Genomic DNA, 24,099 nt, shown 5'->3' with positions numbered 1-24,099 from the left:
TCAAATACACCCCTGCTTCTAGGATGCTCCCGCCAAAGAGTGCCGGTTGTCTTGTTCTTCTTCGTCATCTTGCTGCACGTCACACCGCAGGCAACGGGACGCCTCATTACACGCGACTTCCTCGGAGTACGCCATTTCTACCTCCCGGAAGCCCCTGATTCGTTCACTCAACGGGATCTTCCCTGGAGCATAGCGATCCAGCGGAGTCTGGATGATCTCCGACCGGAACTGGCGTACGGGCTCTTCGTCATCTCCCCACAGCACACCGTCACCCCCCAGGTACTTGTCAATTGAGGCTGCTGCTATCCTGCCCTGGGCTATGGCATCAATGGCCATGGCTGGACCTGTAACACAATCACCGCCGGCAAACACCCCCGCTACCTGAGTGGAGAGACTACGAGAGTCAACAGCAATCGTCCCGTTTCCAGCTATCGACACGGTCTTGCGGACAGTATCTGGAACATCCGGCGCCTGGCCGATGGCCCGGATAACAACATCCACAGGAAGGTGAAACTCCGTGCCTGCTTCCGCCACCGGGCGCCTCCTTCCGGTCTCGTCGAAGTCCCCCAGTCCCATACGGACACACTCGATGGCCCTAACCTTATCGTCACCCAGTATTCGCACTGGCGCAGTCAACTGTGTGAGGTGTATTCCCTCAGCCAGTGCGTCAGCGATCTCCTCTTTCATCGCTGGCATGTCTTCCTGCCGGCGCCTGTAAAGTATGTGTACCACACGAGCGCCCTTTCGCAGGGCAACCCGGGCCGCGTCAATGGCTGCGTTTCCTCCCCCTACGACTGCCACCGCTTTGCCGTCGACGTCCACCTGATGCCCCAAATTGACGGCCCGAAGGAATTCGACGCTGGAGAGGACACCCTCCAGCCCCTCCCCGGGGATCCCCATATCCCTGTCCTTATGGGCACCTATGGCCAGGAATATGGCCTCGTAACCATCCTCCCTCAGGTCTTGGAGAGTGAAGTCCCTGCCAAGCGCCGAGTTCATCCTCATCTTGACCCCTGAGTTCCTGATGGCCTCGATGTCAGCATTGAGAGAGTCCTTGGGCAACCGGTAATCGGGGATCCCTAGGGCCAGCATGCCGCCGGGCACCGGAGAGGACTCGAATACCGTTACCTGGTGGCCTTTCCGGCCTAGATAGAAAGCAGCGGTCAGCCCGGCTGGCCCAGCCCCGATGACCGCTACCTTCTTGCTGCTCTTAATGCCTGGAACCCTCGCGGGTCTTTGGCCATTACTCACGGCGTAATCGGCGGCAAAGCGCTTCAACGCCCTGATGGCTACCGGCTTATCTATCTGCTCTCTCCGGCACCTAGACTCGCAGGGATGATGACACACTCTCCCGCAGACAACAGGGAAGGGATTATTCTTTTGAACTGTCTCGTAGGCTTCAATGAACTCACCATGCCTGATCTGGTCGACGTAAATTGGCACATCCACACCCGCGGGGCACGAATTCTGGCAAGGGGACCGGAAAAGGGACTCACACACCGTCGCTCGGCAAAACTTGTGTCTTATGTGCTCCAGGTACTCCTCCCTGAAGTACCGGAGACTGCTGAGAACAGGGTTTGGAGCTGTCTGGCCGAGCCCGCATAGAGATGTATCCTTGACGGTGAGGGCTAATTCCTCAAGGAGATCCAGGTCTGACTCCACTGCCCTGCCTTGAGCAATCCGGTCCACGATCTCAAGCATGCGCTCGATTCCCACACGGCAGGAAAAGCACTTTCCGCAGGATTCACTCTTGAGAAAACCCAGGAAATAGCGGGTCACATCCACAATACAGGTATCCTCGTCCATTATGATCATGCCGCCCGAGCCAATGATGGAACCCGCCAGAGCCAATTCTTCAAAATCTATATGAAGGTTCAGTTTGTCCGCTGGGAGACACCCGCCAGAGGGGCCACCGGTTTGAACTGCCTTAAACCGTTTCCCCTTCTTCGTTCCGCCACCAATGTCGAAGATGACATCACCGAGTCTGGTCCCAAAGGAAACCTCTATGAGCCCAGCATTGAGCACCTTTCCCACCAGGCAGAATATCTTCGTGCCTCCTGATTTCTCCGTCCCGAGACTGCGGTATGCGCCGGCCCCCCTCTCCACGATGATGGGAACATTGGCCAGGGTCTCCACGTTGTTAATCACAGTGGGCTTGCCCTTGAAACCCGATTCGGAAGGGTAGGGAGGCTTCTGTCGCGGTTCGGCAACTCCTCCCTCAGCGGCGCGAATCAGGGCTGTCTCCTCACCGCAAACAAAGGCACCAGCTCCTTTGCTTATGGTCAGGTCAAAATCAAACCCAGACCCGAGGATATCCTTCCCAACAAGGCCAAGATCCTGGCACTGTTGGATAGCGTGCTGGATCTTGGCTACCGCAGTGGGATACTCTGCCCTTACGTAGATTATCCCATTGCTCGATCCTATGGCGAAGCCTGCTATCAGCATCCCTTCCAAAAGCGCGTGAGGGTTACCTTCCAGGATGCTACGATCCATGAAGGCTCCTGGGTCTCCCTCGTCAGCATTACAGATCATGTATCTTTCCTTCTCGAGCTGCTTTCGTGCGATATCCCACTTCAGCCAAGTGGGAAACCCTGCTCCACCTCTTCCCCGAAGGCATGCCTCTTTCATCATAGCGATAACCTCTTCAGGGTTCATTCCCGCCAGCACGCGAGAAAGAGCGTGGTACCCGCCCCTGGCAATGTAGTCGTAGATGTCAACGGGGTTCGTATGCCAATTGGCTTCCAGGAGCATGCGTGTTTGCCTGCTATAGAAGGGAATATCCCTGGCACGGGGGATAATCCGACCCGTAACGGGATCCGCATATACCAGGCGATCCACTACTTTGCCAGCAATGATCGCCTCCAGCAATTCTTCCACGTCATCCGGGGTCACCTTGCAGTACAGGACCTCATCATGCATGGCCATGACCGCTGGCGCCTGCTCACAGAAGCCGAGACATCCGGTGACCTTCAAGTCAACCTTGTCACTAAGTCCCTTCTTGTCGATGATGTTCCGGAAACTCTCTGCAAGCCCCAAGGAGCCGCAAACCGTACAGCCGGTGTCGCCACACACCGTCACGCAGGGTTTCCGAGTATCTAGACGAGTCTTAAGGCAATCTGCCAACTCAGCCAGGTCGCCTGGTGCCAAGAGTCTTCTTGGTGTGACGCTCATCAACGGTTCTCCTTTCATGTGGCTCCAACGGTCACGGCTTCTCGCTTGACGGAGTCTAACACCTTCTTCACCTCGTCAGGAGTCAGGTTACCGTAGTGCCTGCCATCCACCACCACCACGGGAGCAAAGGCGCAGCATCCAAGGCAGTTTACAGACTCTAGTGAGAACTCACGATCCTCAGTCACCTCGCCCACGCGTATTCCCAGGTTCTTTGTGATCTCCCTGGACACCCGCTTGGCTCCGCGGACGTGACAAGTCGTCCCTGTGCATACGACTACCTGGTGCTTCCCGCGGGGTACAAGTGAGAAGTAGTTGTAGAAGGTTGCTGTGCGGTAGATCTCACTCAGGGGAACCCCTGTCTTCCTGGCAAGGGCCCTCAGTGCATCCTCGGGCAAGTAACCGCAGTCTTCTTGAATGTCCTGAAGGATGGACACAAACCCATGGCCATTCCGCTTGATACTCTCCTCCAGGAGAGTTTCCAGACACTCACACTGATGTGACATGCTGATCCTCCCTTACAGGGAATGCATCCGAGTCAGACAATTGGGCTGAGGGCAGGAGACTACCCCCCTTAGACTGTACAGGAAAGCCTGTAAAAAAGGCATGTAAAAAGGCAGGTCGCACATAAGAGAGTCATAAAAAAGGGGGTATAAGTGGCCCGCACTGGAGACACTATTGCGATGCTGTGGCGGAACCTGGGCTACCATCCCCGTAGTGTGTTCCAGGCCCCAGGGGCTACGACGCCTGGATCCAGTGACTAGGATGCAAGAGGGCCCGAGGAACACAGTAAGCGCAGGGCCTGGGCTAATGGAGAGCCCTTAACCTGGAGGGTGGCCAAGAGGCCAGGATATGAAGGTCGTACTTGTCGCCCATGCTCAGAACGGCAGCCGAAGCGGACCATCCGGTCGTACGAGGTAACTTCCTGCCCCGCACTCGGGGCACTTCTCCGGTTCACACAGGGTACTTTCAAGCCCACGTATATTCTATCCCCTCCTTCTGGAAAGCAGCCTACTCACCCTTGTTCATCCCTCTTCGCCCTGCGGGCAAGTTCCTCAAGGACGTCCTCGGCCTTGTATCCCAAGACGCTCAACAGCACCATGCAGTGGTACCAGAGGTCAGCAACCTCCCACACCAAGCCCGGGGCTCCCTCCTCTTTGGCGGCCAGGACTACCTCAAAGGCTTCCTCCGAGACCTTCCTCAGTATGGCCTCCGGTCCCTTCCCAGCCAGGGCTGCCGTGTAGGACCCCTCGGGCTTCTTCATCACCCGGCTCTCGATTACCCCGCCCAGCTTCAGGAGGATGCCGGGGGATGCACTACCCATAACCGGCCTGTGAAAGCAGCTGGTCTTGCCTGTATGGCATGCGGGCCCCTCAGGGGTCACCTCCACCAGTACCGCGTCCTGGTCACAGTCCATTGTGATGGACTGTACGTTCAGGTAGTTCCCGCTGGTAGCGCCCTTCAGCCAGGGCCCCCCCCTGGACCTGCTCCAGAACCAGACACGCCCTTCCCTGGCGGTTCTCTCCAGGAGCTCAGCGTTGGTATAGGCCAGCATGAGCACCTGTCCCGTGATAGCGTGCTGTACCACCACGGGGGTAAGTGTCCCCTGTTCAACCTCGCTCACAATCAAGCCTCCCCTCACCACGGGATACCCTAAGGACCTCCCCCAGGGATAAAACGCCTTCATAGAGAGCCCTTCCAATGACAACCCCGGTCAGGTTAGGCAGCCCCGCGAGGTCCCGCAGGTCTTCAAGCCTGGTGACACCGCCCGATGCTATCACCCTCAACCCGGAGCGTACCAGGATGGCCAAGCCTGCAAGATCCGGACCCTCCATGGTGCCATCCCGTTCTACCGCGGTGGCCAGTACCTCCCTGACCCCCTGCTCCAGCAGGGTTTCAGTAGCCTCCTTCAATGAGAGGCCGTGCTCCTGGGTCCAGCCGGAAACCACCACCCGGTCCTCCCTGTGATCAAGGGCGACTACCACCCTGTCCCCGAACCGGTCCAGGCACCAGCAAAGAAGGTCCCTGGACCTCAGCGCGGCGGTGCCCATGACGACCCTCCACACCCCGGACCCAAACGCCTCCTTTACCGCCTCCCTGCTCCTCAAGCCCCCCCCCAACTGCACGGGGACCGTCACGGAGTCGACGATGCGCCTGACAGCATCGGAATTTGGCTTCCCTCCCAGGGCACGATCCAGGTCCACCAGGTGGAGGGCTCCGGCCCCTTCTTGCTCCCACCGGAGGGCGGCGTCCAGGGGATCTTGGTGGTAGACCCTGCTCTCCTCCGGCCTGCCCTTCAGGAGCCGGACGCACTGGCCTCCCATAATGTCAATGGCCGGCAGCACCAGCATGTTCACGACAGCACGCCCTTGGTTGACAGCGCCCTCCCGCTGAGCCTGGGATCGGGTGAGACAGCCTGGGAGAGAGCCCGCCCAAAGGCCTTGAAGGCAGCCTCGCCCACGTGGTGTGCATCGTGACCCGCCAGCCTCCTCAGGTGGATGGTGGCCTCGGCCCTGCGGGAAAAACCCAGGAAGAACTCGCGTAAGAACGCATTGACCCCCAGGTCCCCCACAGGCCCCAGGTCGTAGTTGCAGTAGGACCTTCCCGACAGGTCCAGGGCCACCTCCACCAGGGCATCGTCCATGGGCACCACCGAGTGGCCGAACCTGGACAGGCCTTGGCCCTGGCCCACAGACCTCCTTATGGCCTCTCCCAGTACGATCCCAAGGTCCTCTGCTGTGTGGTGCCCGTCAGGGTCAAGGAACACCTCGGCCTTGAGCTCGAGGTCAAACATGCCATGCCTTGAGAGGGTATCCAGCATGTGACCGAGAAAGCCTCCAACCTCAACACGGGACTCGCCATTACCGTCCAGGTTGATCCGGAGATGAATGGACGTCTCCCGTGTGGTCCTCTTGTGCTCCACTTCGCGCAACAGGTTCACCGCCTCTCCCCGATGGCCTTCATCAAAGCCCGGCCAGCGTGTGACCCTCGCTCTGGATAAACCCCTTTACCCTCGCGATGACGTCCCCCAGCTCGCGGGCCTTCACCTTGTAGCTGGCAGGGTTCGCCACCAGCCTGGCAGTTGTGGTGCCGGCGTTGGCCACCACCCTGAGGCCGTTTTCCGCCAGGGTCTTCCCTGTGGCCGTTATGTCGAATACCATTTCCGCTAAACCCACCCGGGGTGCCAGCTCCGCCGCTCCGTGTACCTTGATGATGTGGTGACTGGCCCCCTGGCTCTCCAGGAACAGCGAGGCGATCCTGGGGAACTTGGTGGCCACCCTCAACCCAGGCCTTGTCCAGTCAAAACCCTGATCCACCCATTCGGACACTGTGGCCAGCACAAAACGCCCGGCCCCGAACCCAAGGTCCAGCACCTCGTATACCTTGGGGCCCATCTCGATGAGGGTATCCTTCCCGCAGATGCCGAGGTCAGCCGCCCCATACTGTACGTAGACGGGAACGTCCGAGGGCCGGGAGAAAAGGAACCTAAGTCCCTTCTCGGGAATCTCCAGTAAAAGACGCCTCCCGTCCTCCTGGGGGCAGGGCACCCCCGCTGACCGGAGAAGCCTCAACGTGCCATTCATGAGGCGTCCCTTGGGCAGGGCATAGGTAACAAGATCCAACCGCCTCACCCCTAGTGGATACTGAGAGAGAACCCACTCAGGGCACCCTCCGTCGATATCTTCGAAATGGCCTCCACGTTATAGGCAAAGCCCACAGCCGCCTCCGCAGCACCGATCCGGCCCAGGAGATCGTCGTACCGTCCCCCGCCAGCAACGGGCTCGCCAAGCCCCCTTATGTACACGTCAAATACCAGGCCTGTGTAGTAGTCCAGGTCCCGCAGGAGACCGAGGTCAACGAAGACACTCTCACAAAGCCCCATGGCCCCGAGGCGCCCGTAGGTCAAGCGGAGGGCCTCCAGGTGAGGCTCAAGCAAACTGCCCTGCCAGGCCTTCAAGGCCCTGTCCAGGGCATCCCCGTCTCCCCGGGTATCAAGGAGGTCCTGGAAGGAGCGGGCAAGCCCCCCCCCGGCGGCACCCAGGAGTCGCTCAAGGGATACGAGATCCTTGCCAGAGAGGGCCTGGACGGTCCTTCTAAGGGTGTCCGGGGTCAATCCCGCCTGGTCCAGCCAGGCCCGGAGCACGCCGGCATCCCCCAAGGCCACGTGAACCTCCCGGACCCCCACAGCCTGTAGTCCCTCCAGCGCCACGGCAATGCACTCGGCATCAGGATCGCCGTGCGGAGACCCGATGTTCTCCACCCCGGCCTGGGGCGTCTCCCGCATGCCAGAGGTCCCCCGGCGAAACACTGAACCGAAGTAAGAAAGACGCAGCGGTCTCGGCTCGCAGGCCCACTGGCCTGTGACCATGCTGGATATGGCCGCGGTGAAGTCCGGCCTCAGGCAAAGCACCCTCCCCTGGTGGTCAATGACCTTGTAGGAGGACTCCATGAGCTGGGGCCCTGCAACGGGTTCAAGATCTTCAGCCGGTTGCAGCAAGGGCACCTCAATCTCAGCGAAGCCCCACCGGGCAAAGACCTCCGCCAGCCGCTGGCATATCCTTCTCCTGGCCCTGGCCTCCTGGACCGTAGGCTGCACCATTCACTCCACCCCCGGGGACTTTAGCGCTTTACCATAGTAAAGTCACCAGCGACTGCATTGTATACCCCTTTACCGGGATCCGTCAATAGCATGACTTGCATCATACACGACTTGACATTATAGTAGCAGCATGGCCTGGTGTCTTGAAATCTACAACAATGGTGTCATGCACCCAAAACCTTCTCCAAGATTGACTGATCCCGGCCACCCGGATATATTATCCACAACAACCGGCGTCGCTTCGCTCCGACCCGGCCGGAAACTCCGGAACAGATGGCCGGTTCACCGGAATGCACAGTTGAAGCAAGGTTTAAACAGCTTCTGAATGAGATCTGTATAGATATGGATATTGACGTAAGGTGATGCAGGAGGTATCAAAGTTGGTTGAACAAACAAATGATTTGAGCCACCTAACCGAGGTCATCAAACGGCGGTACAACCGTTCAGCGCTATACTATGACTGGCTGGATCGGATGATTGACGATGGGTTGAGAAAAAAAGCGTTAGGCTTTGCCAAAGGGAAGGTATTGGAGGTGGGTGTGGGTACCGGAAGGAATTTGCCCTATTACCCGGCGGACTGCGAAATTACCGGCATTGATTTTAGTCCAGGAATGCTGGCTAAGGCGAGAAAAAGGGTCCACCAGAGCGGTGCCCAGGTAACCTTACTTGAAATTGATGTTCAGCAAATGGATTTTCCCGATAATACTTTTGATACAATAGTGTCCACCTGCGTTTTTTGTTCGGTTCCAGACCCTGTAAAAGGGTTGACTGAAGCACGCCGGGTGTGTAAGCCTGATGGCCAGATTATCCTACTGGAACATGTACGAAGCGAACATCCTGTTTTAGGAGCGTTAATGGACTTACTTAATCCGCTGACCCTGTACATGATAGGTTCTAGTATCAACAGGCGGACAGTGGAAAACATTCAAAAAGCCGGGATAAAAATCACCAGCATCGAAGACAGGTTTGGTAAAATATTAAAACTGATTGTGGCAACTCCTTAGGTTAGCCAATCAGCCCTTTGTCCCATCGGCCATCGGACATGTTATTCCACTCACAGAAGCCCCGATGCAATGAGCAACGCCTATTTGATTCCACTGCAAAAACCCCCGGCCGGTCCGGATGGAAGACGGAGACAGAGGAATTTACGGGGTGAACGTCGAAGCAATATAAAGTAATTGGAGGAGGTGTGGGCAATACATCAGTAGCTGTCCATGCCGGAGCAGTTTGACGGTAATTGTCTGCGAATAGATGGCGGGTTTGTATTAGGTCAAGATGCGCCCTCCGGGCGCATCTTGGTTTGATAGGCGGGAGTGAATGAGAAGGTCTCAAGCCTCGAGGTCAGAGAGGACACGTGCAAGGTGAGAGTCCTTGACGAGGCGCCCTTCATGGAGGGCGGCATCCAGTAGGCAACCGCGAGTGAGGCGGTTAATGAGCCTAGGGAGGCCCTTGGAGTGGGCATGGATCTTGTCGATGACTTGCTGGGTGAAAAGGGGCTGGTCACAGCCGGCTGTCCGAAGTTGGTGGTGGATGTAGTCTTGGGTTTCGGGCGGGGCGAGTCCTCCGAGGTGGAATGTTAGCCGAAGGTCTGCTTCATCCTTGAGCCTTTGCCACACGGTGCTGGCTTTGTTCTCCTTCAAGGCTCCCCGGATATGTTCCCTGTAGGGCTCGATGGCCTTAAACCTCACGGACCGTGCCAAAGGGTCGTGAGTAAATGGCAAAGCCTCCCGTATAAACCGCATCCACTCCTCAGATAACGGCTGCTCGCGGGTGAACCCGGCTTCTTCGGCACTCCGAATGTATCTCCTGACCGCATTCCTGTCTATTCCCAGGCTCGATGCTATTCTCCGAATCCCACTTCCCGCTTGCCAGTGAAGGTAAATCTCAATGAGATCGTGGCAGCGAAATCCCTCCGCGCCATTCCGGCGCCTCCTCCTTTTTCTCTTTTGTCACCAGAATGGCTGCATTCTTCGCTGCGCTCCACGACCCCCTGTGTGGGTGAATTACTTGACACCGACAGTAGGTGAATTACTTGACTCTAGGGTGGGTGAATTGCATGACCGTTAACAAGCGCTTCAGGGTATTTTCCAGCAGCCGGCGAGCGGTGAGGTGGAATAGTTCCTCGCACTGCCCGGTTGTGAAGCGACAGGCTTTACCGGGAGCGACTTTTCGTAAGAAGTTTAGTATCCTGGCTTACTAGGACCCACGACGACAACCTTCTGACCGCAGGGAGACAAAAGCCCTTTGAAAAAAAAGACTTTTCGCCAGGGGGTCGAATCCTAGTCTAGAAGGTCTGACCATGGTAAGGTAGCGGTATACCTCAAGCCTGGCCGGTGGCAATGGGCGAACCTGGTGCTATGCCGCCGAAAGGGCTCCAGCACGCCAATCACACTGGGATACCATTCATCCGGGGGAGGCAAGGCTAATGGGTTACGGTTATAATGGCAAGGTATTGCGGGTGGACCTGACAGGCAGGAGGTGGGAGGTGGAAGAGTATCCTGAGGCCTTCTACCGCACCTACTTCGGAGGCCACGGTTTTACCTCCTACTGGCTCATGAAGAGGCTGAGGCCCGGCGTCGACCCACTGGGCCCGGATAATGTTCTGGTCTTCGCTCCTGGGTTGCTGGCTGGGTCTAACCTGGCGGGAACCTGCCGGAACAGCGTCGCCGCCAGGTCTCCCCTCACGGGAGCCTACGGGACCTCAGAGGCAGGAGGGTTCTTCCCACAGGCCCTGAAGCGCACCGGCTACGATGCCCTCGTAGTGGAGGGCAAGGCTGACCAGCCTGTCTATCTATTCATCTCTCCCGGGACAGTGCAAGTCAGGGATGCCACTCACCTCTGGGGACAGGAGCCCAAGCTTGTCCAGCAGGCCATCAGGGACGAACTCGGGGATGGCCAGGTAAGGGTGGCACAGATAGGCAGGGCTGGGGAGAATCAGGTGCGATACGCCAGCGTGGTGAATGACCTCAGGCACTTCGCCGGGCGAACCGGGATGGGCGCTGTGATGGGCTCCAAGAACCTGAAGGCCGTAGCCGTCAAGGGTGAGGGTAGGCTGTCCATGGCCGACCCCCAGCGTGTCCAGGAACTCGCCCGGTTCATGTCGGAAGAAGCCCCCAAGAGAGTCCCAAGGTACTATGACACTGGGACCGCTGGCTCCATCCTGATACTCAACGCCGCAGGAGGCCTTCCCACCCGCAACTTCCGCACAGGCTACTTCGAGGGCGCCCAGGGCATCTCCGGGGAGATGCTCAGGGATAAGCTGCAGGTTACCCGGCAGAGCTGCCACGGCTGTCCCATCAAGTGCAAGGGCGTTGTGGCTTCCCAGGGCAAGTACCCAGTGGATCCCGATTACGGGGGGCCGGAGTACGAGACAATGGCCGCCCTGGGGTCCAACTGCGCCGTGGATGACTTGGAGGCCGTGGCCAAGGGCAATGAGATGTGCAACAGGTACTGCCTGGACACCATCTCCGCAGGCGTCACCATTGCCTTCGTCATGGAGTGCTTCGAGCGAGGCCTTCTTGACAGGGACTCCATGGGAGGCCTGGAGGTGCGCTTTGGTGACTCCAAGGCCATGCTCCAGTGTATCGAGATGATTGCCCAGAGAGAGGGTTTTGGCGACCTCATGGCCCGCGGGATAAAGGCGCTCTCCAGGGAAATCGGGCAGGGCTCCGAGGAATTCGCTCATCACGTGAAGGGACAGGAGACACCCCTTCACGACCCCAGGTTTAAAAAGGGACTTGCTCTGGGCTACGCCGTTTCCCCCACGGGTTCTGACCACTGTCACAACATCCACGACACCATGTGGAATGCCAGTATCGACCCGCTGAAACCCTTCGGCATCCTCGAGCCCATCCCCGAGGGAGAGATGTCAGCCCGGAAGGTGCGCCTGGCCTACTACGTGACCAACTGGAACCACTTCGCCAACTGCGGGCTGTGTACCCTGACACCATGGCGCCCGCTGGAGGCGGTTGAACTGGTAAAGGCAGTGACGGGCTGGGAGACTAGCGTGCACGAGCTCCTTAAGGTTGGGGAGCGGGCCCACAACCTGGGCAGGCTCTTTAACCTCAGGGAGGGCTTCGGGCTGGCCGGTGACACCCTGAACTACTGCTTCCTGAAGCCCATTGAATCGGGTCTGCTCAAGGGTTCCGTCATCATCCAGGAGGAGTTCGACGACGCCCTGCGGTTGTTCTACGAGATGTCTGGCTGGGATCATGAGGGAGTGCCCACCAGAGGGAAGCTGGCGGAACTGGGCATTGAGTGGGCAGTGGACTGAAGGAGGAGAGATTCTTGGCGAAGGGACGGATGCCGGTGGGCACAGTCTTCAAGGGCGGTTACACCACCTACGGTATTCCCCTGGGTATTCTCATGCTGGAAACGGTGTTCCCGAGGATCCCTGGGGATGTGGGCAATGCGGGGACCTTTCCTTTCCCCGGGAGATATCACGTAGTCCCGAGCCCCGGAAGGATACCGGGGTCCAACGACGACTCACTGGAGCCCCTGGTACATGGGGCACGGCTACTGGAGTCTGGCGGGGTAAAGGCAATTGCCGCTGGCTCGGAGCGCCTGGCGGTGCACCAGGATGAGCTGCGGCGCGCGGTGAGTGTGCCTGTGTTCACCTCCAGCCTTCTCCAGTTGCCCCTGGTGCTGCAGGCACTGAACCCTAGGAAGAAGGTAGGAGTCCTCACGGCTGCCAGGGACCAGCTCACAGGGGAGCACCTCCGCTCGACCGGGCTAGACCCAGGGGATGCGCGCCTGGTGATACAGGGGCTCGAGAACACCTCCGAGTTCGCCCGTAGCGTGCTGGAGGACCGCCCCGAGGCAGACTTCGGGGCCATCCAAGCCGAGGTGGTCAGCGCTGCCAGGGAAATGACGGGCAAAGAGCCTGAAATTGGCGCTTTCCTGTTTGAATGTGCCAGCCTCTGCCCCTATTCCCGGGAGGTCATGGCCAAGACCAAAAGGCCGGTATATGACCTTGTCACCCTTTGTTCCATGGTCTACCACTCAGTCATCCAGCGCGACTACACCTCGGGCGGCGGCACCTCTGGGGGGGTGATGGTATGAGCGAGAGGACAAGGGGTGGATACACCACCTATGGCCAGGTAGTGGGGATCCTCATGCTGGACACCCGTTTCCCGAGGCTACCCGGGGACATAGGCCACGCCTCAACCTGGCGCTACCCCGTGAGGTATCACGTGGTCAAGGGGGCTCTCCCCAGCCGCGTTATGGGGTATGAGCCGGATGCCAGCCTCATCGAGCCCTTCATCGAAGGCGCCCGGGAACTGGAGGCGCAAGGGGCAAGGATAATAACCACCAGCTGCGGGTTCCTGGCACCCTTCCAGGAGGACCTGGCCGGGTCCGTGTGCGTGACCGTGGCCACCTCCAGCCTCCTGCAGGTTCCCCTGGTCTCCAGGATGATAGGACCGGACCAGCGGGTCGGCATACTGACGGAGCGCTCCCAGTTCATGTCCGATGTTCACTTCGAGAAGGTAGGCTTCACCACCAGTACCGTGCCAGTCGTCACCGGGGGCCTGCCGGAGGGCTCCCGGTTCGCCACGGCCTTCATCGGGAACAACCTGGAACTGGAGTATGAAACCCTGGAGCAAGAGATGATAGAGGGAGCCAAGGCCCTGATACGAGAAAACCCCGGCATAGGGGCCCTGGTTTTTGAATGCACCAACATGGTGCCCTTCTCCGCCGCGGTCCAGAGGGCTACCGGCCTTCCGGTTTTCGATGTTGTCACACTGGTGGACTGGTGCTTCGCCGCCCACAGAGGCCTGGTGGGGCCTTGGGGTTCGCCCGTGGACACCAGGAACAGGTGGTAGCATTCCAAAGCGGCAAGGTTCGTGAGGGAGGTAATGATCAATGCTTCTGTACGATGAGATGCTCAAGAAGGCCCCTGAGAGCCTGAAGAGGCCTGTCACCTGGCAAACGGCAGGCACCAAGGCCCTGGGCAAGCTGGTAATTGGCTGCGGGGTAGCCAGAACCGCCGGAGAAGAGGCCCGGAGACTTGGGGAGCCCAGGGCGCTACTGGTCACCGACAGCACCCTGTCCAGCCTCCACGTAGTTGACGTAATCGTGGAGGCGCTGGAGTCCTCAGGGGTCAACGTGGATGTGTTCAGCCAGGTTGAGGCCGAACCCAGGATTGAGCTGGCAGGCGAGGCCGGGGAAATGGCCCGGAGGCACCAGTACGGCACGGTGGTGGCCCTGGGGGGCGGCAGCGTCATTGACACTGCCAAGGCCGCGGCGATGCTCGCAACAAACCCCGGGGAGATCTTCGAGTACATCAGCGGGAAGGGTTTCGAAGGTCCAGGCCTGCCCCGGATCGCCATCCCGACCACCTCGGGAACGGGGAGCGAGGTCAGCAACTCCTTCGTCTTCAGCAGGGAGGGAAGGAAGGTGTTTTCCGCGGACGCGCTGCTCTTCCCTGACGTGGCCCTCATAGACCCCATCATGACCAGCACCATGCCTCCCAGGGTAACGGCGGGCACGGGCCTGGACGCGCTGTGCCACGCAGTGGAAGGGCTCGTGCATCCCAAGGCATACCCCATCGGGGACGCCCTGAGCTGTAAGGCCATTGAGTTCGTATTCAACTACCTGCCCAGGGCAACCCGGGATGGCTCCGACATCGAGGCGCGCTACCACATGTCGTGGGCCTCCTCCCTGGGGATGATGTCGTACAACTGGACCGGCGGTCTTTACGCTCACAGCATTTCCTATGTTCTCACCCATCACCTGGGCATGGGCCACGGGATGGGTTGCGGGATCTCTCTGCCCTACACCCTCATGCTCAACATTGACTACATCAGGGAGAAACTGGTCTACATGGGCAGGGCCCTGGGGATGGCCGGAGACGCAAGTAATCTGCCGGAGAGGGCCATCCAGCGCTCCTGGGAACTACTGGAGGAAGTCAACTTGCCCCAGAGCCTGGAGGAAGCCGGGGTTGAGCGCCAGTCCCTCAGGTCCTACGCTGAGGAGACCATGGAGCAGTACTACAGGCCATTCAATCCCAGGGATGTGGGTCTTTCCCAGGTGGAGCGGCTCCTTGAGAACATGTGGGAGGGAAGCCTCAAACCTGTGGAATGAAGGCGGGAGAACAAGATTCGGAGGTGGCACCATGGCAGGAAGAAAGCCCATCCGGGGGTTACTGGCAGCCAACATCACCCCCATGAACCGGGACGGCTCCAGGGTAGACCTGGAGGGCCTGGAACGCCTGTGTCAGACCCTTCTTGGGGAATGGGGAGTCGGCGGGCTGGTACCCCTGGGTTCAACCGGGGAGGGATTGCTCCTCACAGGTCAAGAGAGGGATGAGGTCATCAAGGTCGCTGTGAAGGTGGCCAGGGGCAAGGCCCCTGTGGTGGTGGGTACCACTGCCGTCACCACCACGCAGGTGATAGACTATTCCAGGCGTGCCGCCGAACTTGGAGCCGACGGTGTCCTGGTGGCCCCACCCCCCTATATCAAGCCGTCCGAAGAGGAACTGTTCCAGCACTACAAGAGGATCTCTGGTGCAGTGGACATCCCCGTTGTCCTTTACAACAATCCCAAGAGAGTGGGCGTCGATATCCATCCTGAGCTCGCAGCCAGGCTATCGGGGGAGAAGAACATAAGGTTCATCAAGGAATCCACGGGTGATATCAAGAGGTTCACCCAGATCGCCATGCGGTCCGCACACACCTTTACAGTCCTTAACGGCAGTGACAGCACGCCCCTGGAGGGAGCCCTCTTGGGGGCAGGCGGCTCCATTTCAGGACCCGCCAACGTGGTAGGCAGGCAGCTGGCCAAGATACTCTCCATCCTCGCTGAGCACGGGGATATGGAAGATGCCATGACCATGTACGCCGAGATCACGCCCTTCCTGGCCTACCTGGAAGGCGCCAGGTACGTGGCAACCATGAAGGCGGCCACGGCCATGGTGGGGTTGCCAGCGGGGAGCCCCAGGGAACCGCTCCTTCCCCTAACCCGGGATGAGGCCCGGGCTCTCAGGGGCGTCATGGAGGGGTGCGGTCTCATCTAGGATTGGCGCTTAGACCCAGAAGTGCCGTTCCCCGGCTGGGCTGTAGTTCCAGCCGGGGAAACTGTGCTCGGCACTCAGCCGCAACAGGGCTCAGTCCCCCTCAGCCTGCCCAGGAAGATGGCGTAGGCGCACCCTACACCCGCTCGCACCCTCAGGGCGCCGGATGGGCAGTTCAGGGCGCACCCCCCGCACTCCATGCAGGCATCCCGGTCCTGGATGCTGGAATGCCCAGCGCCCAGGGAGAACACCCCGTGAGGGCACACCTCCAGGCACAGCCCGCAGCCTGTGCACTTCTCCTCATCCAGTTCAAGTGTTACAAATTTGGACAGGTACCTCAGACCCACCGGAACCTCCTCCTCGCACACTGGTATCATACAATCGCTCGTACTACCGCCCACACCACACCCAGAACCACCGCCACCGCTGTTACAGGCAGGGCTACCCCCATTTCCTCCAGCACGCCGGACAGTGAGGTGTACGTGGTGGAACCGGTGAAGTTCAGGGCCAGGAATGACGAAATCGCCGGGAGCACCAAGACGTAGGGGACGGAGGCCACCCAGTCCACCTCAGGGTAGCTACGGGCCGCATAAGCCAGGGCCCACAGGAGACCCAGGAGAGCGCCCTTAAAGGACAGTGCCCTTCCCGGTATGTAGGGTAGCAGCGCTGGGACAAACACTGAGCCAGCCAGGACGGCGCCAGCGTACGGTACCGCCCCCAGGAGCGCCCCGGAGAGCGCACCGGCGGGACTCACAGGCCGTTCCCTGAGCCACATCACCGCCAGGAGCACCAGGAATCCCGTAAAAGCCCACTTCCGGATGCCCATCACCTCCACCGGCGTCAGGACCACGCGGTCCCAGAATCCGAACCTGACACGTCTCATCTTGGGCGTAGCCTTCATGCCAGCCCGGAGGAACTCCGGGATGTCAGGAGCCCTCACCGGTCCGAAGACCACGCGAAACCCAGACAACCTGGACAGTTCATTGCTGTCCACTCCGGGGGCGCTGAGCTGGGGGAGCACCAGCGTGCGGTGAGTGACGATACGCTGCAACCCGCTTTCCATGATTCGCTGGTGGATCTCCCTGGCGTTGAAGGTGCCCTTCCCGGCGGAACACCACACGTTAACCCCCGCGGTCTCTATCACCAGCACCCAGGTATCCAACCCTGGCAACGCACTGCGAAGACGGTCAAAGCTCATCTTGTAGTTGGCTGATACGAGTACCGGTGAGTCCTCACCGGGATTGCCCACTGCGTACAAGCCCGGAGGCACGCGGCGTACAGGGCGTCCCAGGCGCCAGCGCAGGTTCCAGGAATCCAGGTGATCCCTCATGGTCATCCTGGTGGCGACCTGGGGTATCCGGGCACTTGCCCGGGAGATCCAGCCCGTGAGGTATCCCGGGTTCAGATCCTCAATGGACGCCAGGGGTTCCAGGGAAACGGATCCCCCGCAACACGATGAATTCTCGCAGGACTTCTGGCCCGTCAACAGCCATCCCCCACTTCCTCTGAGTTCTTCCCAAACCGTTTCATGGCCTCGGACAGGAGCACTACTGCCTCCATTACCTGGCTGTGTTTTTCCCGGGGAATGAAGCCGAAGACTCGAGTATAGTAGGCATTGCGCCCACTGTCCACCTGCTCCAGGAGTGCCCTGCCCCGGGGCGTCAGTGAGATGGACACGCATCGCCTGTCAGCGCGGTTTGTGGTCCTCCTGAGGAGGCCTGCCCTCACCATGGACTGGACGGTCCTGCTCAGGGTGCTGGGGTCCAGGCCCAGCCGGGCAGCCAGGTCACCCAGGGACACCGTCCCAGACTTACCGACCTCGAGAAGCACGTGGCACTGGGCCAGCGTCAGCCCGCAGCACTGGCAATCCGACCTCGACCATCCCACGGTGTGGCGCTCGATGCAGCGAAGGTGTTCCCTCAAGATGCGGATGGCTTCCTCCTCCATCCCGTTATCCCCCCCTCGAGTGGCGGTCCGCTTATGCTTGTATTATACATCCATTGGTGGCTCCAAGTAAATAGGAATGGCGTTTTCCAGGCGGAGACACCCTATGAGGGAACGCGGCATCACGGTGCCTGTCAAGGGGCAGGGGGAGGCGATGTAAATGAGGGGGGTTACTCCTGGGGATGGGTGTGATCTGGTTTCTCCATCCTATCCAGCACAAGCCTGTAGCCGTCCGCGCCGTAGTCCAGGAACCTCTTTATCCGGGAGATGGTGGCCGTACTCGCACCGGTAGCCCTTACGATGTCGTTGTAGCTCTTCCCCTTGTGCAGCATCTCGGCAACCTCAAGGCGCTGGGCCAGGGACCGGGTTTCCTGAACAGTGCATATGTCATAGAAGAACCGGTAGCACTCGTCAATGCTCTCCAGGGAGAGGACCGCCTGGAATAGACGGTCACTGGCCTTGTCCCTGATCTTGTCGTCAAACACCACGGCCATCCCCCCGGTGGTCTTTCCCTGCCAGTATATCACAGGGAAGGATTTCCTCCAAGGTCACCTTGTCCTCTCTCCATGATAGCCTTGACGCTGTTCTCATCGGGAGTGACGAAGATGGTGTGGTGATTACGGTAAAGAACCATGCCGGGCTTGGCGCCCCTGGGTTTCCATACATCCCGGCGCAGTGCGTAGTCCACCGGTACCTGGCTGCCCTGGCGCGCCCTGCTGTGGTATGCCGCCAGCATAGCTGCCTCGACCAGGTCTCCGTGGGAAACCGTCTTCCCCTCGCTCTTCAGGAGCACATGGGACCCCGGGATGTTCCGGGCGTGAAGCCACACATCCTCAGGAGACGCCAGGCGCATGGTTATGAAGTCGTTCTGGCGATTGTTCCTCCCCACGTAGATCCGGGCGCCGCTCCTGGACAGGAAACCAGGCACGCTCGGGGCGCCGGTGACCCTGGGAGCCCGCCTTACCGTGGCCTTTTTCCTGGCCGGGGCGCCCAGGTAGCCTTCGGCCTCCAGCTCCTCCAGTATGGAATCGGCCTCCTCGGGCGATCTCGCCTGGTCGATACAAAGAAGGGACTGCTCAAGGTAGGCCACCTCACGCTGGGCCTTCTCCAGCTGGACCTTGATGGCCTCCAGCCCCTTCTTGGCCTTGTTATACTTCCGGAAGTACTCCTGGGCGTTCTTCACCGGTGAAAGCCTGCTGTCCAGGGGAACCGTAGTCCAGGTGCCCGGGGACCCGAAGTCTTCCAGGCTAGCCTCGTTCCCGCCTGGGAGATGGTGAAGGTTAGCCATTATGAGCTCTCCGAACCTCCTGTACTCCGGCGCCTTCCTGGCCTCCAGGAGATCCTCCCGGAGGTTCGCCACCCGGCGCTCGGCCCTCTCCAGGGCAGCCTTCACTGCCCTCCTTGCCTTTGCCCTTCTTGTCTCCAGGGTCTGTTCCGCGAACCGGGTTAAGTAGTACGCGTCCAGCATGTGGTTGATGGAGGGGTACGTGTCCTTGTCCTTAGTGGGTTGCTCTAGGTGGGTGAGGTCAAAAGGCGCATAGCAGGTCATCTTCTGGTCATCGCCCCACACTATGGATGGCTTTGACGTTCCTTCTCTAACAGATACGGCCATCTCCCGGAGAAAAGCCGCAAGACAACCATACGTCTCAGGATCACCGGTGCAGCGGTGAACAGCCTCCCTGGCGGTAACCGGGCCCACGCCTGCAACTGCTGCCACCAGCCGTTGCGAATGGCCCCCTTCGCCCTGGGCCAACACCTGGGCCAGGGAGCCGGGGTCCAGATCGCTGGGGTCCATCTTGTCCTGGGATGGAGGCAGGGCGTACCTCTCACCGGGGAGCACCTGCCTGTGCCTGCTCATGCTCGGGGTGACCCGGCGAATCGCGTCTATTACGCTGCCGTTCTCGCCCAGGAGAATGATGTTCGAGTGCTTTCCCATGAGTTCCACTACCAGCCTTCTTCTGCCTCCCCCGGAGAGCTCGCTGGCCTCGAACTCCATCTCCAGCACCCGTTCGAGAACCCGGACCTGGGAGATGGCGGTCAGGCGTGCGCCCTCCAGGTGCTTGCGCAACAGAAGGCAAAAGGGCGGCGGGGAACCCTGTTGATCGTGATCACCGCTGGTGAGATAGATGATGGGATCCGCAGGGTGTGCCGAGATACGGAGTCTCTCGCGGGCACCTCGGTACAACAGCAGCGCGACCTCGAGGCTGGCCGGCTGGTATATCTTCTGGACCCGGCCGCCCAGGAGGCGTTCCTCCAGTTCGCGCCGGACCCCGGAGAGGGCTATGCCATCCAATCCCATATCGCTGCACTCCCGTGTCTTGTGCCGGGGCCTACCAGGAACCCTGGCACTGTATCCCAGGGCCACACCGGGCATATCCCCGGGCCGGATGGTTTCACCGGCTCCAGGGACGATGACCTGGGCAGGCCCGAAACGCCTCCCCGTGAAACCCTGAACGCATCAATTATATCACTCCCACGGTTCCCCGCGCCACGGCTGCCTGAGCCTCCAAGGGAGGTCTTGCCCTGGTTTCTGCGCCGGCACCCTATCCAAGCCCCCTGCTCCCCGGCGTCTCCAGGGGCACCCCTGCCCTGCACAGGGGACACTCCTCTGGCCTGTAACTGGGCAGGTCCAGGGAGACAAGGCACTGGTAGGGAACGGGGAAGCTGGGCTTGGGCCCCCTGCAGACGATGGAGGAAACCCCGGTGACCTCTGCACCCAGGGTGTTCAGGAGGTTCACGACCTCCAGGGCGGTCCCGCCGGTAGTGACCACACCTTCCGCCACCAGGACCCTCTCGCCTGGCGAAACCCGGAATCCCCTCCTGAGTACCATGATGCCCTCAACTCGTTCCGTGAACACAGACCTTACCCCGAGCGCCCTGGCTACCTCATGTGCAACGAGGATGGCACCCATGGCGGGGCCCACCACAACGGAGACACTCTTGTCCTTGTAGGGTTTGGCCATTTCCCTACCCAGGGCTTCCGCGAGGTCCGGGTGCTGCAGCGCCATGGCCATCTGGACATAGGTGTCAGCGTGAAGGCCCGATGTGAAACGGAAGTGCCCCCGCATGATGCCGCCCTTCTCTTCCAGGGTCTTCAGGAATCCCTCGTTCACCGCGTGCTCCCCCTTCTCATCGCTTCCTCTACCTGTCGTCTTAGCATCATGACCGCCTCCACGGGATCCGGTGCCTGCAGGATGGGGCGACCCACTACCAGCAGGTCAGCCCCGGAGGCAATGGCCTCCTCAGGAGTGGCCACCCTTTTCTGATCGTGAACATCGCTGGCCCGGGGGCGCACACCTGGGGTAACAAGGAGGAAATCGCTGCCAAAGGCATCCCGGAGGGCCTGCGCATCGGAGGGAGACGCCACAACCCCGTCCAGCCCTGCCTCAAGCGCGTGCTCTGCCAGGAACAGCACCTGGTCCCTGGCGGAACGAGACAGGCCTAGTTCGCACTTTACCTCCTGGTCTCCCAGGGACGTTAGAACCGTGATAGCCAGGAGGCCAATAGAACCGTCCACTGTCTCCCGGGCCCGTGTCATCATCTGCCTGCCCCCAGAGGCATGGAGGGTTAGGAGACTGGCCCCCGTCCCCCGGACGGCCTGGCAAGCCAGGGAGACCGTGGCTGGTATGTCGTGGAGCTTCAGGTCCAGGAAAACCCTTCCCAGGCGGGACAACTCCCTCACAGCGGCGGGGCCCTCAGCGGAGAAAAGGCCCAGTCCTACCTTAAAGTATCCCACGTGCGGGCCCAGCCGCTCCGCCAGGGCAAGGGCTTCACCCAGCCCGCCTACGTCCAGCGCAGGGACCAGGCGATCCCTTGGCTCTTCCCACCACTTTCTCAATGCTGTCCATCCTTTCTTCTTGTAGGTAGTCCCGGATACCTGTCACAACCTTCCTGGGGGTCTCGGGGTCACGGAAGAGGGCGCTCCCCACGGCGACGGCTGTGGCCCCCGCCAGCATGAATTCCACGGCATCCTCCCAGCCCAAGATGCCTCCCATCCCCACAATGGGGATGCTGACCGCGTCAGCGCAGATCCAGACCATCCTCAGGGCTATGGGCTTGATCGCCGGGCCTGTCAACCCCCCCATCACCGCCCCCAGTGCAGGGCGTTTTTCCCGCACATCTATGGCCATGGCGGGCACGGAGTTGATTACCGACAGCCCGTCTGCGCCTTCCTCCTGGGCCACCCTGGCACTGAGGGCAATGTTGTCTCCGGGCGGGAGTTTCACCAGGACCGGGAGACGAGTCCTGGCCCTCACCCTCTGCATCACCTTGGCCAGCGCCCTGGGGTCTTGACCGAACAGGAGCCCTCCATTCCTCACGTTGGGGCAGGATACGTTCACCTCAATACCGGCAAGGCCAGGGGCACCGTCGAGCCTGGCGGCTATCTCGCCGTAGTCCTCCTCGGTATCCCCCACTATGTTGCAGATGACCACAGCGCCCTTTGATGCCAGGCAGGGCAGGTGTTCCTCCAGGAAGACGTCCACACCGGGGTTCTGGAGCCCTATGGAATTGAGGAGCCCCGCAGGGGTCTCCCAGATCCTCGGGGGCGGGTTTCCTCGCCTGGGTTTCAGCGTAGTGCCCTTGACAACCACCGCACCCAGAGAGTCCAGGACATCACCGGGATAGTCCATCCCATAGCCAAAGGTGCCAGACGCCGCCATCACCGGGTTCTTCATGGCTATTCCGCCCACATTCACTCCGAGCCAGACATCCCTATCCAACACAGAACACCCCCTCGGCGTTGAACACCGGGCCATCCGCGCACACCCTGAGGTACCCATCCCGGCTGTCCACAACACATCCCAGGCAGGCTCCCACACCACAACCCATCCGGGCCTCCAGAGACACCCAGCACGGCAGCCCAAGGGCCCGGGCTGCCTGGCTCACACCCCTCATCATGGGCTCTGGACCACACGCGTACACGGCTTGGGGCGGCTTTTGCTTCATCTCCGGGACCGCCAGGTCCACTGCTGTACCCCTAAGACCGCAGCTGCCGTCATCCGTAGCTGTCATCACCTGCGCACAGCCCTCCAGCAATTCGAGGCCAGCCAGCTCCGAGGCTGTCCTGGCGCCCACCACCACCCTGACCCTCACCCCTGCATGACCCAGCCTGTCAGCCAGGAATAGCAGGGGGGCTATCCCAACCCCTCCGGCCACCAGGAGGGCGTCCTCCTCAACTAGGGGGAAGCCCTTACCCAGTGGTCCCATGACCCCCAGGGCTTTCCCGTGCTTCACTTGGGCCAGTAGATGGGTGCCCGCGCCCTTGGTACCGAACAGGAGCGTGAAGATGTCCCCGTCCACCATGGCAACGCTGAGCGGCCTCCTGAGGCAAGGGTCCAGGGTGGGGCCAGCAAGGACGTGGACGAACTGGCCAGGCACAGCGTGGGCCATCTCCTGGGCCCGGGCCGACAGGAGGTACCGTCCGGGGGCCACTTCAGTGTTCCTTACAACCTTGGCCTTGAAAGGACGCCACTTGACCGTCACTTCAAATCCCCCGTTTCGCCTGGACTTCCGAAGCCTCCCCATCTACTCCCCACAATTGGTAACCCCCCGCCACCGGCAGGGGGTATCATCGCGCCCTTCTTGCCTCGCGCTTCCCTTGCCGGCCTCTCTGGACCGCCTTAAAGGGTCGGGTATATCTACTCCTGGATCTCCCTTATTACCACGCCGTCTTCGCCGTCCACCTCATCAACAAGCACATCGACTACCTCTTTCTTGGATGTGGGAACGTTCTTTCCTACGAAGTCCGGCCTTATGGGCAGTTCCCTATGCCCCCTGTCCACTACCACCGCCAGCTGGATCAGGCGAGGCCGGCCCATGTCAATGAGGGCATCCATGGCCGCCCTGATGGTGCGGCCCGTGTAGAGCACGTCATCTACCAGGACAACACTCTTGTCGTGCACATCCATGGGCACGCTCAGGCTATTCACCACCCGCCGCTCCCGGGGCCCGATATCGTCCCTGTACAAAGTAGTGTCGAGGCTCCCCGTGGGGACCTCGACTCCCTCTGTCTGCCTTATGACTCCCGCTATTCGTGAGGCCAGCGGGACGCCCCTGTTCTTAATGCCAACTATTATGAGGTCTCCGGTCCCCTGGTTTCGTTCCACGATCTCGTGAGCGATTCGCACGAGGACTCGTCGAAGGCCGTCTCTATCCATTATCCTGGCCTTTTCTCGAAACCTCATCGAGGGCATCGCTCCCTTCGAAGACTATTTAACCCCACTAGCGTGTCACTGTCAATACCCAAAGTGTCGACGTCAAGGGAAAATGTCAGGTTAATTGATAAGCGATTCTGTCAGTAGGGGGCACCGTCTCAAGTAAAGCACTATTAGCGGCACGGCGGGTCGGCGGTCCATCACGGTACACATACTTGCGC

At 60.3% G+C, this 24,099-nt stretch carries 24 protein-coding genes; 6 read left to right on the top strand and 18 right to left on the bottom strand.

The window, feature by feature from the left end:
• Positions 1-18 precede the first annotated feature (18 nt).
• The 7 genes from AB1576_00715 to AB1576_00685 all read right to left on the bottom strand — a co-directional run bounded on the left by AB1576_00715 (position 19) and on the right by AB1576_00685 (position 7,765).
• Positions 19-3,171 (bottom strand): FAD-dependent oxidoreductase, encoded by a 3,153-nt coding sequence (locus tag AB1576_00715; protein ID MEW6080318.1) that lies wholly within the window; start codon positions 3,169-3,171, stop codon positions 19-21.
• A 14-nt stretch (positions 3,172-3,185) separates the two neighbouring features.
• On the bottom strand, positions 3,186-3,674 hold the full coding sequence (locus AB1576_00710) for an NAD(P)H-dependent oxidoreductase subunit E (protein ID MEW6080317.1): 489 nt from the start codon (positions 3,672-3,674) through the stop codon (positions 3,186-3,188).
• 509 nt (positions 3,675-4,183) lie between these two features.
• On the bottom strand, positions 4,184-4,792 hold the full coding sequence (gene hisIE / locus AB1576_00705) for a bifunctional phosphoribosyl-AMP cyclohydrolase/phosphoribosyl-ATP diphosphatase HisIE (GenBank protein MEW6080316.1): 609 nt from the start codon (positions 4,790-4,792) through the stop codon (positions 4,184-4,186).
• Positions 4,779-5,519: a 1-(5-phosphoribosyl)-5-[(5-phosphoribosylamino)methylideneamino]imidazole-4-carboxamide isomerase gene (gene hisA / locus AB1576_00700; protein ID MEW6080315.1), complete on the bottom strand. Its 741-nt coding sequence runs from the start codon at positions 5,517-5,519 to the stop codon at positions 4,779-4,781. The genes hisIE and hisA overlap by 14 nt, the downstream gene beginning before the upstream one ends.
• A 2-nt stretch (positions 5,520-5,521) precedes the next feature.
• The gene (hisB, locus tag AB1576_00695) at positions 5,522-6,091 is read right to left on the bottom strand and encodes an imidazoleglycerol-phosphate dehydratase HisB (protein ID MEW6080314.1); all 570 of its coding nucleotides are present in this window, start codon (positions 6,089-6,091) and stop codon (positions 5,522-5,524) included.
• Between the two features lie 40 nt (positions 6,092-6,131).
• Entirely contained in the window at positions 6,132-6,791 is a 660-nt protein-coding gene (gene hisG, locus AB1576_00690) for an ATP phosphoribosyltransferase (protein MEW6080313.1), read from the bottom strand.
• Between the two features lie 11 nt (positions 6,792-6,802).
• Positions 6,803-7,765 (bottom strand): ATP phosphoribosyltransferase regulatory subunit, encoded by a 963-nt coding sequence (locus AB1576_00685; protein MEW6080312.1) that lies wholly within the window; start codon positions 7,763-7,765, stop codon positions 6,803-6,805.
• Between the two features lie 383 nt (positions 7,766-8,148).
• On the opposite strand from AB1576_00685, the gene AB1576_00680 reads away from it, so the two are divergent.
• Positions 8,149-8,772, top strand: coding sequence for a class I SAM-dependent methyltransferase (locus AB1576_00680; GenBank protein ID MEW6080311.1), 624 nt, complete (start codon positions 8,149-8,151; stop codon positions 8,770-8,772).
• Positions 8,773-9,096: 324 nt separating this feature from the next.
• Here the strand turns inward: AB1576_00680 and AB1576_00675 are convergent, their stop codons facing one another.
• Positions 9,097-9,510 carry a hypothetical protein gene (locus AB1576_00675; GenBank protein ID MEW6080310.1) on the bottom strand — a complete coding sequence of 138 codons (414 nt, stop codon included), beginning with the start codon at positions 9,508-9,510 and terminating at the stop codon, positions 9,097-9,099.
• Between the two features lie 683 nt (positions 9,511-10,193).
• On the opposite strand from AB1576_00675, the gene AB1576_00670 reads away from it, so the two are divergent.
• The 5 genes from AB1576_00670 to dapA are packed head-to-tail and all read left to right on the top strand — an operon-like array spanning position 10,194 to position 15,782.
• Positions 10,194-12,041, top strand: coding sequence for an aldehyde ferredoxin oxidoreductase family protein (locus AB1576_00670; protein ID MEW6080309.1), 1,848 nt, complete (start codon positions 10,194-10,196; stop codon positions 12,039-12,041).
• 14 nt (positions 12,042-12,055) lie between these two features.
• Positions 12,056-12,829: an aspartate/glutamate racemase family protein gene (locus tag AB1576_00665; protein MEW6080308.1), complete on the top strand. Its 774-nt coding sequence runs from the start codon at positions 12,056-12,058 to the stop codon at positions 12,827-12,829.
• Positions 12,826-13,590, top strand: coding sequence for an aspartate/glutamate racemase family protein (locus AB1576_00660; protein ID MEW6080307.1), 765 nt, complete (start codon positions 12,826-12,828; stop codon positions 13,588-13,590). The genes AB1576_00665 and AB1576_00660 overlap by 4 nt, the downstream gene beginning before the upstream one ends.
• A gap of 40 nt (positions 13,591-13,630) precedes the next feature.
• Positions 13,631-14,851: an iron-containing alcohol dehydrogenase gene (locus AB1576_00655; protein MEW6080306.1), complete on the top strand. Its 1,221-nt coding sequence runs from the start codon at positions 13,631-13,633 to the stop codon at positions 14,849-14,851.
• Positions 14,852-14,882: 31 nt separating this feature from the next.
• Positions 14,883-15,782 (top strand): 4-hydroxy-tetrahydrodipicolinate synthase, encoded by a 900-nt coding sequence (gene dapA / locus AB1576_00650; GenBank protein MEW6080305.1) that lies wholly within the window; start codon positions 14,883-14,885, stop codon positions 15,780-15,782.
• Between the two features lie 74 nt (positions 15,783-15,856).
• On the opposite strand, the gene hgcB is transcribed toward dapA, so the two are convergent.
• From hgcB to pyrR, 10 genes are all read right to left on the bottom strand, one after another.
• Positions 15,857-16,126, bottom strand: a complete 270-nt coding sequence (hgcB, locus tag AB1576_00645) for a mercury methylation ferredoxin HgcB (GenBank protein MEW6080304.1) — start codon at positions 16,124-16,126, stop codon at positions 15,857-15,859.
• A gap of 26 nt (positions 16,127-16,152) precedes the next feature.
• Positions 16,153-17,265 carry a mercury methylation corrinoid protein HgcA gene (hgcA, locus tag AB1576_00640; GenBank protein MEW6080303.1) on the bottom strand — a complete coding sequence of 371 codons (1,113 nt, stop codon included), beginning with the start codon at positions 17,263-17,265 and terminating at the stop codon, positions 16,153-16,155.
• Positions 17,262-17,726 (bottom strand): MarR family transcriptional regulator, encoded by a 465-nt coding sequence (locus AB1576_00635; GenBank protein MEW6080302.1) that lies wholly within the window; start codon positions 17,724-17,726, stop codon positions 17,262-17,264. The genes hgcA and AB1576_00635 overlap by 4 nt, the downstream gene beginning before the upstream one ends.
• Before the next feature lie 167 nt (positions 17,727-17,893).
• Positions 17,894-18,217: a YerC/YecD family TrpR-related protein gene (locus AB1576_00630; GenBank protein MEW6080301.1), complete on the bottom strand. Its 324-nt coding sequence runs from the start codon at positions 18,215-18,217 to the stop codon at positions 17,894-17,896.
• Positions 18,218-18,246: 29 nt separating this feature from the next.
• On the bottom strand, positions 18,247-20,022 hold the full coding sequence (locus AB1576_00625; protein MEW6080300.1) for an NFACT RNA binding domain-containing protein: 1,776 nt from the start codon (positions 20,020-20,022) through the stop codon (positions 18,247-18,249).
• A 244-nt stretch (positions 20,023-20,266) separates the two neighbouring features.
• Positions 20,267-20,836 carry an orotate phosphoribosyltransferase gene (pyrE, locus tag AB1576_00620; GenBank protein MEW6080299.1) on the bottom strand — a complete coding sequence of 190 codons (570 nt, stop codon included), beginning with the start codon at positions 20,834-20,836 and terminating at the stop codon, positions 20,267-20,269.
• Positions 20,833-21,561: an orotidine-5'-phosphate decarboxylase gene (pyrF, locus tag AB1576_00615; protein MEW6080298.1), complete on the bottom strand. Its 729-nt coding sequence runs from the start codon at positions 21,559-21,561 to the stop codon at positions 20,833-20,835. The genes pyrE and pyrF overlap by 4 nt, the downstream gene beginning before the upstream one ends.
• Positions 21,494-22,444 carry a dihydroorotate dehydrogenase gene (locus tag AB1576_00610; GenBank protein MEW6080297.1) on the bottom strand — a complete coding sequence of 317 codons (951 nt, stop codon included), beginning with the start codon at positions 22,442-22,444 and terminating at the stop codon, positions 21,494-21,496. Before AB1576_00610 ends, pyrF begins: the two co-directional genes overlap by 68 nt.
• Complete coding sequence (locus tag AB1576_00605) at positions 22,437-23,207, bottom strand: dihydroorotate dehydrogenase electron transfer subunit (protein ID MEW6080296.1); 771 nt, start codon at positions 23,205-23,207, stop codon at positions 22,437-22,439. The genes AB1576_00610 and AB1576_00605 overlap by 8 nt, the downstream gene beginning before the upstream one ends.
• 155 nt (positions 23,208-23,362) lie before the next feature.
• Positions 23,363-23,908: a bifunctional pyr operon transcriptional regulator/uracil phosphoribosyltransferase PyrR gene (pyrR, locus tag AB1576_00600; GenBank protein ID MEW6080295.1), complete on the bottom strand. Its 546-nt coding sequence runs from the start codon at positions 23,906-23,908 to the stop codon at positions 23,363-23,365.
• Between the last annotated feature and the right edge of the window lie 191 nt (positions 23,909-24,099).

The organism is Bacillota bacterium (assembly GCA_040754315.1).
Lineage (GTDB): Bacteria > Bacillota > Sulfobacillia > DUSP01 > JBFMCS01 > JBFMCS01.
Note: the sequence above shows the minus strand (reverse complement) of the source record. Positions and strands in the feature narration are given on the sequence as shown.